Origin of the sequence: Pseudomonas sp. (genome assembly GCF_035497915.1) — a bacterium.
Lineage (GTDB): Bacteria > Pseudomonadota > Gammaproteobacteria > Pseudomonadales > Pseudomonadaceae > Serpens.
Window position 1 is genome coordinate 109,259 of record NZ_DATJCS010000004.1, and the last position, 11,861, is coordinate 121,119.

Below are 11,861 nucleotides of genomic sequence, written 5' to 3' on the forward strand. Positions count from 1 at the left end.
GTACGACCCCGAAGGATCAGGTACCGCTTTGCAGCAGCATGTTGCGGATGTGACCGATGGCCTTGGTCGGGTTCAGACCCTTCGGACATACGTTCACGCAGTTCATGATGCCGCGGCAACGGAAGACACTGAACGGATCGTCCATGGCCGCCAGGCGCTGTTCGGTCATCGTGTCACGGCTGTCAGCCAGGAAACGATAGGCCTGCAGCAGTGCGGCCGGGCCGAGGAACTTGTCCGGGTTCCACCAGAAGGACGGGCAGCTGGTCGAGCAGCAAGCGCACAGGATGCACTCGTACAGACCATCCAGCTTCTCGCGATCTTCCGGAGTCTGCAGACGTTCGATGGCCGGAGCCGGCGAGTTGTTCTGCAGGTACGGCTGCACCTTCTCGTATTGCTTGTAGAAGATGCTCATATCGACGGCCAGGTCACGGATGACCGGCAGACCCGGCAGCGGACGAATCACCAGCTTGCCGTTCTTCACCACGCTGGACAGCGGAGTGATGCAGGCCAGGCCGTTCTTGCCGCTGATGTTCATGCCATCGGAGCCGCAAACGCCTTCACGGCAGGAACGACGGTAAGAGAAACCCTCGTCCTGTTCCTTGATCAGCGCCAGCACGTCCAGGACCATCAGATCCTTGCCGTCGATTTCGACGTTGAAGTCCTGCATGTAGGGAGACGCATCGCGCTCCGGGTTGTAGCGGTAAACGCTTACTTGCAAAGTCTTGGGCAGAGACATTCACATCACCCTTAGTAAGTACGTACTTTCGGTTCGAACGCCGGCACAGTCTTCGGCGCGAAGTTGACGGCGCGCTTGGCGACACGCTTTTCGCCCGGGAAGTACAAGGTATGGCACAGCCAGTTCTGGTCGTCGCGCTCTTCGTAGTCTTCGCGGGCGTGGGCGCCACGGGACTCGGTACGGGTGTCGGCGGCGATGGCAGTCGCTTCGGCCACTTCGAGCAGGTTCTGCAGCTCGAGCGCTTCGATGCGCGCGGTGTTGAACGCCTGGCTCTTGTCGTTGATCTTGACGGTGGCGATGCGCTCGCGCAGATCGGCCAGCTGAGCGATACCCTTCTTCATGTATTCACCGGTACGGAATACACCGAAGTAGTTCTGCATGCAGCTCTGCAGCTCGCGCTTGAGCGGAGCCACTTCTTCACCGGAGGTGCGCTCGTTGACACCGGACAGACGCTTCAGGGAAGCCTCGATGTCGCTCTCGCTGGCGCCACGGGTATCGACGCCTTCCTTCAGCGCCTTCTCCAGGTGCAGACCAGCGGCACGACCGAACACGACCAGGTCGAGCAGCGAGTTGCCGCCCAGACGGTTGGCACCGTGTACCGATACGCACGCCACTTCGCCCACGGCGAACAGGCCTTCGATGATGGTGTCGTTGCCGTTGGCATCCTGGGTGATGGCCTGGCCATGAATGTTGGTGGCGATGCCGCCCATCATGTAGTGGCAGGTCGGGATGACCGGGATCGGCGCAACAACCGGGTCGACGTGCGCGAAGGTCTTGGACAGTTCGCAGATACCCGGCAGGCGGCTGTGCAGCACGTCCTCGCCCAGGTGGTCCAGCTTCAGCAGCACGTGATCCTTGTTCGGACCGACGCCGTTGCCGGCGATCACTTCCTTGACCATGGAGCGGGCGACCACGTCGCGGCCGGCCAGGTCCTTGGCGTTCGGAGCGTAACGCTCCATGAAGCGCTCGCCATGGGCGTTGATCAGGTAACCACCCTCACCGCGGCAACCTTCGGTCACCAGCACGCCGGCGCCGGCGATACCGGTCGGGTGGAACTGCCACATTTCGATGTCCTGCACCGGGATGCCGGCGCGCAGGGCCATGCCCACGCCGTCACCGGTGTTGATCAGGGCGTTGGTGGTGGACGCATAGATGCGGCCGGCGCCACCGGTGGCCAGGACCACAGCCTTGGAGCGGATGTAGACGGTTTCGCCGGTCTCGATGCAGATGGCGATGACGCCGACGATGGCGCCGTCCTGGTTCTTCACCAGATCCACGGCATACCATTCGTTCAGGAACGAGGTGCCGCTCTTCAGGTTGGCCTGGTACAGGGTGTGCAGCAGAGCGTGACCGGTACGGTCGGCAGCAGCGCAGGTACGGGCAGCCTGGGTGGGGTTATCCGGACCCTTGGACTGACCACCGAACGGACGCTGGTAGATGCGGCCCTGCTCGGTACGGGAGAACGGCAGACCCATGTGCTCGAGTTCGAACACGGCCTCCGGACCCACGGAACACATGTACTCGATCGCGTCCTGGTCACCGATGTAGTCGGAGCCCTTGACGGTGTCGTACATGTGCCAGCGCCAATCGTCGTTCGGGTCGGCCGAAGCGATGGCGCAGGTGATGCCGCCCTGGGCGGACACGGTGTGCGAACGGGTCGGGAAGACCTTGGTCACCACGGCGGTCTTGTGACCACCCTGGGCCAGTTGCAGCGCGGCGCGCATACCGGCGCCACCGCCACCGACGATGATGGCGTCGAAGGAAAGAGTGCGAATGCTAGACATGAATCAGATACCCCACAGAATCTGCACGCCCCAGACGAACAGCACAAACTGCAGCACGCCGCAGGCCGCCTGGAAGAAGAAGCGCAACACGGTTGCCCAACGACCGAAAGCCATCGGCGTCAGGTAGTCAGTCGAGATGGTCCACATGCCAACCCAGGCATGGATGACCGTCGCCAGCAGCGCCAGCAGACTGAAGATGCGCATCGCATTGTGGGAGAACAGGCCGTGCCAGTCGGCATAGGTCAGACCGGGATGAAACAGCACGAAGCCGAGCAGGAAAATGAAATACGCAGCCAGCACGACCGCAGAGACGCGCTGAGCCATCCAGTCATAGAGGCCGGAGCGCGAAAAGTTAGTGACGTTGGTTACCATACCCACACCCCAGCCAGGACAATCAATACTACGGCAACGGCTATGACGATCTTCGAGCCGAGCTTGCCGCCCTCCAGCGTCTCACCGACACCGGCATCCATGAACAGGTGGCGAATCCCGGCCACCAGGTGGTACAGCAGAGCGGACAGCAGACCCCAGATCACCAGCTTTGCCAGCGGACTGGCCAGGCATGCCTTCAGCTCTTCGAAGCTCTCCTCGGATGCCAGGGACATGTCGAGCCCATAAAGGAGCACGACGAGGCCAAGGAACAGGATCACGCCGGAGACGCGGTGAAGGATGGACGTGTAAGCGGTGACAGGGAGCTTGATAGTCCTAAGGTCTAGGTTTACTGGTCGTTGGCTATTCACGGCTTCTTTTCACACTTTGAGCCCCAGGAAGCAGGGCGTTGTTGTTGGGAAGTGCACTGGTCAGGTACCCACCCCACATGGAGTGCAACCGCCAAAACACAGGCGCTATGCCCATGACGGCCGGCTACGGAGTATAGACAGTTAGCCCACTAATGACAACGCGACCTGCCGCCACTAAAGGCGAATGGCGAGCCCGAAAAGAATGCCGTAAAAAAGCCCTCCTGCCCTCATGAGATTCGTCGGAACCCCTTCATTTTTCAGGGGTTACGCAAATTGACATTCGGTTTTATCGCTCTATAGTGATGCCGGCCCTACATGGGGGGCTGCTGATGATTCCAAGCATAACCAGGAGGCCACTCATGGCTGACAAAAAAGCGCAGTTGATCATCGAGGGCGCTGCCCCCGTAGAACTGCCCGTTCTCACCGGCACCATCGGCCCCGACGTCATTGACGTCCGCGCCCTGACCGCCACGGGCAAATTCACCTTCGACCCCGGTTTCATGTCGACTGCTTCCTGCGAGTCGAAAATCACCTACATCGATGGCGACAAGGGCATCCTGCTGCACCGCGGCTACCCGATCGAACAACTGGCGGAACAGTCCGACTACCTGGAGACCGCCTACCTGCTGCTCAACGGCGAGCTGCCGAACGCCGAGCAGAAGGCCAAGTTCGTCAACACCATCAAGAACCACACCATCGTTCATGAGCAACTGAAGTCCTTCCTGAACGGCTTCCGTCGCGACGCTCACCCGATGGCCGTGATGTGCGGCATCGTCGGCGCGCTGTCCGCCTTCTATCACGACTCGCTGGACATCAACAATCCGCAGCACCGCGAAGTCTCCGCGCATCGCCTGATCGCCAAGATGCCGACCATCGCGGCCATGGCGTACAAGTATTCGATCGGCCAGCCGATCATGTATCCGCGTAACGACCTGAACTACGCGGAAAACTTCCTGCACATGATGTTCAACACCCCGGCCGAGATCAAACCGATCAGCCCGGTGCTGGCCAAGGCCATGGATCGCATCTTCATCCTGCATGCGGACCATGAACAGAACGCTTCGACCTCGACCGTCCGTCTGGCTGGCTCCACTGGCGCCAACCCGTTCGCCTGTATCGCCGCCGGCATCGCCGCGCTGTGGGGACCTGCCCACGGCGGCGCCAACGAAGCCGTGCTGACCATGCTGGACGAGATCGGCAGCGTCGAGAACATCGACAAGTTCCTGGCCAAGGCCAAGGACAAGAACGATCCGTTCAAGCTGATGGGCTTCGGCCACCGCGTCTACAAGAACTTCGACCCGCGCGCCAAGGTCATGAAAAAGACCTGCGACGAGGTTCTCGGCGAGCTGGGCATCCATGACCCGCAGCTGGAACTGGCCATGAAGCTGGAAGAGATCGCGCTGAAGGATCCCTACTTCGCCGAGCGCAACCTGTACCCGAACGTCGACTTCTATTCGGGCATCATCCTCAAGGCCATCGGCATCCCGACCAGCATGTTCACCGTGATCTTTGCCATGTCGCGTACCGTCGGCTGGATCTCGCACTGGAAGGAAATGATCGCCAGCGGCCAGAAGATCGGTCGTCCTCGTCAGCTGTACACCGGCTACGAGAAGCGCGATTTCGTCTCGCTGAACCAGCGCGGCTGATCGCTCCGGACACAACGAAAAAGGCTGCCGATCGGCAGCCTTTTTCGTTTCCGTTGTATCACCCTATCGTTCTTCCGCCAGGCCGCGCAGCCCCTTGAGCGTGTTGAACGGCGCATCGATCACGAAGCTGTTGGCCAGCCATGAAGGCACGCTGCCACCCGGCTCGCTATGCAACTGATAGGTGACCTTCACGCGCTGCCCCTCCAGCGGCTCCAGCTTCCAGTAACCTTCCACCCGGGCGACCCGCACATAGCCCTTCTCCTCGGGCAGCAGATCCGGCACGCCCTTGAGATGGCGCAGCAGGCCGTCCTCCCGCTCCTCGGTGGTGACCTCGATCAGCGAATCACGCGGGGTGACCGGCCAGGGCGTATTGAAATAGGTGTGCGTCCAGCTACGGGCACCTTCGTGGCGAATCAGCTGCTGAGCCTTGCACTGGTGAATCCAGGCGCAGGACCCCTCGACGTCCTCCTGCAAGGCGCGAATCCTGTCGATGCTCGCCCGGATGACCGTTTCTCCCCGATAGGCCTTGTACTGGGACCCCGGCACGGCGGACAGGTAGACCTGGATCCCCTCCTCATCCTTGGCCAGCTGCCATTCCTGCGCCTGCGTCGCAGCACAGAACGCCAGAGAGACTCCCAGCAGCAGGGGATGGAATATCGGCTTGATCATGGCTTTTCCTTGTTCTTCTTGGTTGGGATGTATCGCACTCAGGCGGTGGCCTGCTCCAGCCAGCCCAGCAGACGGACCGCTTCCTCGCGGTCATCGCCGCATACGGATGGATCCGCGCGAAACGCGGAGCAGACCGCCGGACGTTCCGGCAAGCCGAACAGTTGACAGAGATTATCGACACTCAGATGCGGACAACGCTCGCCAGCCCGTTTGCCCTCGGGCATGCCGGGTAACGGCGAACTGATGGAGGGCGCGATGCAGCACGCACCGCAGCCCGCACGGCACTTCATGGCAGCAGGCTCTCGCGGGAACAGGGGGCGGCGATTCTACTGCCAGCATCCAGCCCTCGTCATCGCCCGCGCTCAACATGGCCACCCGATCTCAGCCCATGGTCGATTTGCCGGCGCCAACCAGCCCCGCCATACTCGGCCCAACCCGTGGGAGGACCTATGCGACATTGGCTGGTTATCGATCTGGAGGCCACCACGGATGAAGGCGGCTGGCCCTTGCGAGACATGGAGATCATCGAAATCGGCGCCAGCCTCGCCACGCTCGAGGGCCACGAGATCGGCCATTTCCAGCGTTATGTGCGGCCGCTGCGCCGTCCCTGCCTGACCAGCTTCTGCAAGGATCTCACGCACATCGCCCAGCCCCAGATCGACAGCGCCCGCACACTGGCGCAACTGTGGCCGGACTTCGAGAGCTGGCTGCAGGCCCAGGGCACCCGCCTGGCGGGCTGGGCCAGCTGGGGCGACTACGACCGACGCCAGCTTGAACAGGAATGGCAGGCCCAGGGCCTGCACAGTCGCCTGCAGCAATATCCGCACCTGAATCTCAAGCAGTCCTTCGCCAGCCGCCGCCAGCTGAGCCGACCGGTGGGCCTGAACGTGGCACTGAGCCTTGCCGGCATGCATTTCCAGGGGCGCCAGCACCGCGCGCTGGAGGATGCGCGCAATGCCGCTCGCCTGCTGCCCCTGGCGCTGCCGCACTGAATACACCCGGTGACGCCGCACTGGCGCTTGGGCATACTGGCGCGCCTTTTTTCAGCCCCACAGGAACTCCGATATGTTCAAGGTCAACGAGTACTTCGATGGCAAGGTCAAATCCATCGCCTTCGAGCAGGCCGACTGCCCCGCCACCCTCGGCGTGATGGCGCCCGGTGAATACGAATTCGGCACCAGCCGCATGGAAATCATGAAGGTCGTGGCCGGCGCCCTCACCGTGCGCCTGCCGGGCAGCGATGCCTGGGAAACCTTTGAAGCGGGCAGCCAGTTCAGCGTGCCGGCCAACAGCAAGTTCCAGCTGCAAGTGGCCGTGGATACCGCCTACCTCTGCGAGTACCACTGACACCTCGGGGTGCGGGCGGTATCTTGCCGCCCGCACTGCGTCCGCACTGGTCGTCACGCGAATTTCATCTAGATTGAACAGGCTATGGAATCCAGCGACCAGGAGATGGACCCCATGAACCTGAACAGCCGCGTCAACCAGCCCATTACCGTCACCCTTCCCGCCGATGGCTTCCTCTGCGCAGTGATCGACGAACAGGGTCGCGAAATCCCCATCACCGAAGCCATGATCCAGCAGGCCTGCCGCGCCCTCGATCCGGAAGAGCAGGCCGCTTCCCGGCGCGAGACTCAGACCAGCCTGACTCCCAGCGCACGAACCAGCGCGGCCAGCTCCGGCGCCTGACCCAGCAGCTCGACCCTCAGTCCATCGATTTCCCGGCGTGGCGGATAGTGCTTGCGCAGCGCGTCGAAGCCCTTTCGGCGAGCCTCCTCGTCGCCCAGCAGGCTGCGCCGGAAATCGGCGCTGTCACGGCGCGGATCGTAGACAGCCCGACACACGGCAGCCAAGGCCCAGTCGGGATCGGCATCCGCGTGCAGGGTCAGTTGCGGCAGCCAGGGCTCGGGTAGCAGCGCATCCAGCTCCAGCGTCGCCGGCCGGCCAAGATGTGCGCACAAGGCGCGATAGATCTGCGCGGTGCCGCGCGCCTTGCCTTCCAGGCTGTAGCCGGCGATATGCGGCGTGACGATCCGGCACCGCTCGGCCAGCGCCACCTCCACCAGTGGCTCGCCCTCCCAGACATCCAGCACCGCCTCGACATCGGGACGCTGCAGCAGCAGCGCATGCAGCGCCTGGTTGTCCAACACCGCACCGCGACTGGCATTGATCAGCCAGCTGCCGGGACGCAGCCGGGCCAGCCGCTCGGCATTCAGCAGATGGCGAGTCGGCCACCGGCCTGCCGAGGTGAGCGGCGTATGCAGGCTGATCACATCGCACTGCGCCAGCACCTCGTCCAGATCGACAAAGTCGCCCCCCTCGCGCTCCGCGCGTGGCGGATCACAGGCCAGCACCCGGCAGCCCAGCCCCCGTAACACCTCCACCAGCCGCGCACCGACCTGACCGGCGCCCACCACGCCGTAGCAGCGCTCGCGCAGCGGCGAGCCCGCCACCTCGGCCAGCGCCAGCAGGCTGCCCAGCACATAGTCCACCACGCCACGGGCATTGCAGCCCGGCGCGCTGGCCCAGGCGATATTGGCGGCGGCCAGATGATCGAGATCGAGATGGTCGGTGCCGATGGTGCAGGTGCCGACGAAGCGCACCGGGCTGCCCCGCAGCAGGGCGGCATCCACCTGGGTCACCGAGCGCACCAGCAGTACATCGGCTGCCGCCAGGGCGTCGGCACTGAAGGCCCGGCCCGGCTGACGCCGGATCTCGCCGAACTCACCGAAGAAGGCTTCGACCAGGGGGATGTTTTCGTCGGCAAGAATGCGCATGCTCGGACTCCTCGAAGGGGGCGCCAGTTTAGTCTTTTGCCCGGGTCATCCCCACCCTTTCTTAGCCCGGGCGCCGGGCGTAGAATCCCCGCCTTTTCCCTGTCGCCGTCCCATGAGCCGTATGAACCGCGTTTCCCGCGTCGGGCTGGAATTGAGCGCCCTGCTCGTCCTCGCCACTCCCATCATCATCGCCCAGGTGGCGCACACCGCCATGGGCGCCGTCGATGCCGTGATGGCCGGCCGGGTCAGCCCCGCCGATCTGGCTGCCGTGGCGCTGGGTAACTCCATCTGGATTCCGCTCTACCTGCTGATGACCGGCATCCTGATGGCAACCACCCCGAAGGTGGCCCATCGCTTCGGCGCCGGCAAACTCAACGAAATCGGGCCGCTGGTGCGCCAGGCGCTCTGGCTCGGGCTGGCAATCGGCCTGTGCTTCGCGATTCTGCTGACCCAGGCCCGCCCCGTGCTGCATCTCATGCAGGTAGAGCCCGGGCTGGTCGAGCCCACCCTGGGCTACCTGCGGGGTGTGGCGTTCGGTTTTCCCGCCGCCGCCCTCTATCAGGTGCTGCGCTGCTACAGCGACGCCCTGAACCAGACGCTGCCCAGCATGATCATCGGCCTGCTCGGCCTGCTGATAAACATTCCGCTCAACTATGTGCTCATCCACGGCAAGCTGGGCTTGCCCGCGCTGGGCGGCGTGGGCTGCGGCTGGGCCACCGGTCTGGTGATGATCGCCATGCTGCTGGGCATGGCCGGTTGGGTGAACCGCTCGCCCCACTACCGGTTCAGCGCGCTGTTCCGCCACTTCGAACCGCCCCGCTGGTCATTGATCAGCGCGCTGCTGAGGGTCGGACTGCCGATCGGCGTGGCGATCTTCGCCGAGGCCAGCATCTTCTCGGTGATCGCCCTGCTGATCGGCGGCCTGGGCGCCACCGTGGTGTCCGGCCATCAGATCGCGCTCAGCATCTCGTCGCTGGTGTTCATGGTGCCCCTGTCCCTGGCCATGGCGGTCACCGTGCGCGTGGGTCAGGCTCTGGGCCGCAACGCGCCGCGTGACGCACGCTTCGCCGCGGTGCTGGGCATCGGCGTGGCACTGGTCTACGCGTGCTTCTCGGCCACGCTGATGATGCTGTTTCGCGAGCGCATCGCCGGCTTCTACTCGCCGGACCCGGCGGTGGTCGCCCTGGCCAGCACCTTGCTGATCTACGCCGCGCTCTTCCAGTTTTCCGACGGCATCCAGGTTTCCGCCGCCGGCGCCTTGCGCGGCTACCAGGACACCCGGGCGGTGATGCTGATTACCCTGCCCAGCTACTGGGGCATCGGTCTGTCGGTGGGCTACATGCTGGGACTCACCAACCTGCTCGGCGCACCCAGCGGCCCGGCCGGGCTCTGGCAGGGGCTGATCGTCGGCCTGAGCTGCGCGGCGCTGATGCTCGGCTGGCGCCTGCATGTGCGCGCAGGCCGCGCGATCCACTGCATGGCATCGGCCCAGGGGTGAACCCCGTGCCAGCGGCTCAGCCGACCTTCTTGCGGATCCAGTAGAGGAACTGGCCGGCATCCTCCCGCTGCTCGACCAGTTCATGGCCGAGAAACACGCAGAACTTGGGAATGTCGCGACGGGTCGAGGGATCGGTAGCGATCACCTGCAGCAGGCCGCCAGCCTGCAGGTCGCGCACCTTGTTGTGCAGCATCATCACCGGTTCGGGGCAGTTCAGCCCGCTGGCGTCGAGAATCGCGTCGGGTTGCAGGGTCATCGGGATACTCCGTAAAACAGGCGGCTATTGTGGCGCAAAGCGGGCAGCACGCCCAGCCGGAGGACGGTCATGCGCGACTGGTGCGTCAGGCGTCTGGACGACAATGGCAATGAATTCCTGGTGCGCGACGGCCTGAGCCGCGCCCAGGCCGAACGCCTGGCCCGGGATTATCAGGCGCGCGGCCACAAGCAGACCTACTGGGCGGCGCCCACCCAGCCGCACCGGTCATGAGCGCCGGGGAACCCGGGCGCAGCCAGCCGGTCCAGAGCAGAACCCGTGGCACTTCCCAGGAGCTTCGCCATGCCTGCACTGGATAGCCTGAACTGTTGCCGCACCCTGCAGGTCGGCGGGCAGACCTACCACTATTACAGCCTGCCGGAGGCCGGAAACAGCCTCGGCGACCTCACGTGCCTGCCCCTGTCGCTCAAGGTGTTGCTGGAGAACCTGCTGCGCTGGGAGGATGGCCGGACGGTGCGCCGGGAGGACTGCCAGGCGATCGTCGACTGGCTGCGTGAACGCTGTTCGCAGCACGAGATCCAGTACCGCCCGGCGCGCGTGCTGATGCAGGACTTCACCGGCGTGCCGGCGGTGGTCGACCTGGCCGCTATGCGCGACGCCACCGCCAGGGCGGGCGGCGATCCCGGGCGGATCAATCCGCAGATTCCCGTGGATCTGGTCATCGACCATTCGGTGATGGTCGACCGCTTCGCCGATCCGGGCGCCTTCGCCGAGAACGTCGCCATCGAGATGCAGCGCAACGCCGAACGTTACGCCTTCCTGCGCTGGGGTCAGCAGGCGTTCGCCAACTTCCGCGTGGTGCCGCCGGGCACCGGCATCTGTCACCAGGTGAATCTCGAATACCTGGCCGACGTCGTGCGCAGCGAGACCCATGACGGCCGACTGCTGGCCTTTCCCGACAGCCTGGTCGGCACCGATTCGCACACCACCATGATCAACGGCCTCGGCGTGCTCGGCTGGGGCGTCGGCGGCATCGAGGCGGAGGCGGCCATGCTCGGCCAGCCGGTGTCCATGCTGATCCCGGAAGTGGTGGGCGTGCGCCTCAGCGGCCGGTTGCGCGAAGGGGTGACCGCCACCGACCTGGTACTCACCGTCACCCAGATGCTGCGCAAGCACGGCGTGGTCGGCAAGTTCGTGGAGTTCTACGGCCCCGGGCTGGACGCCCTGCCGCTGGCCGACCGCGCCACCATCAGCAACATGGCGCCGGAATATGGCGCCACCTGCGGATTCTTCCCGGTGGACGCGGTGACCCTCGACTACCTGCGCCTGACCGGCCGCGACGAGGCACGCATCGCCCTGGTGGAAGCCTATTGCCGGACCCAGGGCCTGTGGCGTGACAGCGACAGTCCCGAGCCGCAGTTCAGTGAGGCCCTGCGCCTCGACCTGGACAGCGTGCAGCCCTCGCTGGCCGGACCCAAGCGCCCGCAGGATCGGGTGGCCCTCCCGGACATGCGCGCCAGTTTCGATCTGCTGCTGGAAACCAGCGGCCGAATCCCGCAGGCCGAAAGCGAATTTCCTGTGCCGGAGGAGTCCTTCGGGCTGCGCCATGGCGCCGTGGTCATTGCCGCCATCACCTCCTGCACCAATACATCCAACCCCAGCGTGCTGATGGCCGCCGGTCTGCTGGCGAAGAACGCGGTGGAGCGCGGCCTGCAGCGCAAGCCCTGGGTGAAGACGTCCCTGGCGCCCGGCTCCAAGGTGGTCACCGACTACCTGGCCGCAGCCGGGCTCACGCCC

Annotated in this window: 14 protein-coding genes and 1 pseudogene; 7 read left to right on the forward strand and 8 right to left on the reverse strand. The window is 64.5% G+C overall.

Translation table 11 applies throughout. From position 1 onward, the window contains the following. Positions 1 to 16: 16 nt before the first annotated feature. The 4 genes from VL129_RS01345 to sdhC are packed head-to-tail and all read right to left on the reverse strand — an operon-like array spanning position 17 to position 3,260. The gene (locus VL129_RS01345; RefSeq protein WP_325409280.1) at positions 17 to 736 is read right to left on the reverse strand and encodes a succinate dehydrogenase iron-sulfur subunit; all 720 of its coding nucleotides are present in this window, start codon (positions 734 to 736) and stop codon (positions 17 to 19) included. An 11-nt stretch (positions 737 to 747) separates the two neighbouring features. Beyond that, the gene (sdhA, locus tag VL129_RS01350) at positions 748 to 2,520 is read right to left on the reverse strand and encodes a succinate dehydrogenase flavoprotein subunit (protein ID WP_325409282.1); all 1,773 of its coding nucleotides are present in this window, start codon (positions 2,518 to 2,520) and stop codon (positions 748 to 750) included. Between the two features lie 3 nt (positions 2,521 to 2,523). Continuing rightward, on the reverse strand, positions 2,524 to 2,892 hold the full coding sequence (gene sdhD, locus VL129_RS01355) for a succinate dehydrogenase, hydrophobic membrane anchor protein (RefSeq protein WP_325409284.1): 369 nt from the start codon (positions 2,890 to 2,892) through the stop codon (positions 2,524 to 2,526). Further along, positions 2,886 to 3,260: a succinate dehydrogenase, cytochrome b556 subunit gene (gene sdhC, locus VL129_RS01360; protein WP_325409286.1), complete on the reverse strand. Its 375-nt coding sequence runs from the start codon at positions 3,258 to 3,260 to the stop codon at positions 2,886 to 2,888. The genes sdhD and sdhC overlap by 7 nt, the downstream gene beginning before the upstream one ends. A gap of 359 nt (positions 3,261 to 3,619) precedes the next feature. Here sdhC and gltA point away from each other — a divergent pair, with 359 nt between their 5' ends. Further along, entirely contained in the window at positions 3,620 to 4,906 is a 1,287-nt protein-coding gene (gene gltA / locus VL129_RS01365) for a citrate synthase (protein ID WP_325409288.1), read from the forward strand. A 63-nt stretch (positions 4,907 to 4,969) separates the two neighbouring features. Here gltA and VL129_RS01370 read toward each other — a convergent pair whose 3' ends face one another. Together VL129_RS01370 and VL129_RS01375 are read right to left on the reverse strand one after the other, a co-directional pair. Then, positions 4,970 to 5,575 carry an START domain-containing protein gene (locus VL129_RS01370; RefSeq protein ID WP_325409290.1) on the reverse strand — a complete coding sequence of 202 codons (606 nt, stop codon included), beginning with the start codon at positions 5,573 to 5,575 and terminating at the stop codon, positions 4,970 to 4,972. 38 nt (positions 5,576 to 5,613) lie between these two features. Then, a complete protein-coding gene (locus tag VL129_RS01375) occupies positions 5,614 to 5,865 on the reverse strand; it encodes a YkgJ family cysteine cluster protein (RefSeq protein ID WP_325409292.1) in 252 nt (83 codons plus the stop codon). 159 nt (positions 5,866 to 6,024) lie between these two features. Between VL129_RS01375 and VL129_RS01380 the strand changes: the two genes are divergently transcribed. The 3 genes and pseudogenes from VL129_RS01380 to VL129_RS17080 form a co-directional block, all read left to right on the forward strand. Next, positions 6,025 to 6,567, forward strand: coding sequence for a 3'-5' exonuclease (locus VL129_RS01380; protein ID WP_325409294.1), 543 nt, complete (start codon positions 6,025 to 6,027; stop codon positions 6,565 to 6,567). 73 nt (positions 6,568 to 6,640) lie between these two features. Further along, positions 6,641 to 6,922, forward strand: coding sequence for a pyrimidine/purine nucleoside phosphorylase (gene ppnP, locus VL129_RS01385; RefSeq protein WP_325409296.1), 282 nt, complete (start codon positions 6,641 to 6,643; stop codon positions 6,920 to 6,922). Positions 6,923 to 7,036: 114 nt separating this feature from the next. After that, positions 7,037 to 7,183, forward strand: a pseudogene (locus tag VL129_RS17080) (PA1571 family protein); the annotation flags it as partial. A gap of 26 nt (positions 7,184 to 7,209) precedes the next feature. Here VL129_RS17080 and pdxB read toward each other — a convergent pair. Then, positions 7,210 to 8,352 (reverse strand): 4-phosphoerythronate dehydrogenase PdxB, encoded by a 1,143-nt coding sequence (gene pdxB / locus VL129_RS01395; RefSeq protein ID WP_325409300.1) that lies wholly within the window; start codon positions 8,350 to 8,352, stop codon positions 7,210 to 7,212. 112 nt (positions 8,353 to 8,464) lie between these two features. Between pdxB and VL129_RS01400 the strand changes: the two genes are divergently transcribed. Then, positions 8,465 to 9,850, forward strand: coding sequence for an MATE family efflux transporter (locus VL129_RS01400; protein ID WP_325409302.1), 1,386 nt, complete (start codon positions 8,465 to 8,467; stop codon positions 9,848 to 9,850). A 16-nt stretch (positions 9,851 to 9,866) separates the two neighbouring features. Here VL129_RS01400 and tusA read toward each other — a convergent pair whose 3' ends face one another. Continuing rightward, positions 9,867 to 10,106 carry a sulfurtransferase TusA gene (gene tusA / locus VL129_RS01405; protein WP_325409304.1) on the reverse strand — a complete coding sequence of 80 codons (240 nt, stop codon included), beginning with the start codon at positions 10,104 to 10,106 and terminating at the stop codon, positions 9,867 to 9,869. 69 nt (positions 10,107 to 10,175) lie between these two features. Between tusA and VL129_RS01410 the strand changes: the two genes are divergently transcribed. Both VL129_RS01410 and acnA read left to right on the forward strand, forming a co-directional pair. Continuing rightward, the gene (locus VL129_RS01410) at positions 10,176 to 10,337 is read left to right on the forward strand and encodes a hypothetical protein (RefSeq protein ID WP_325409306.1); all 162 of its coding nucleotides are present in this window, start codon (positions 10,176 to 10,178) and stop codon (positions 10,335 to 10,337) included. Positions 10,338 to 10,406: 69 nt separating this feature from the next. Beyond that, positions 10,407 to 11,861 (forward strand): aconitate hydratase AcnA (gene acnA, locus VL129_RS01415; RefSeq protein WP_325409308.1); only part of this gene is annotated, 1,455 nt, incomplete at its 3' end.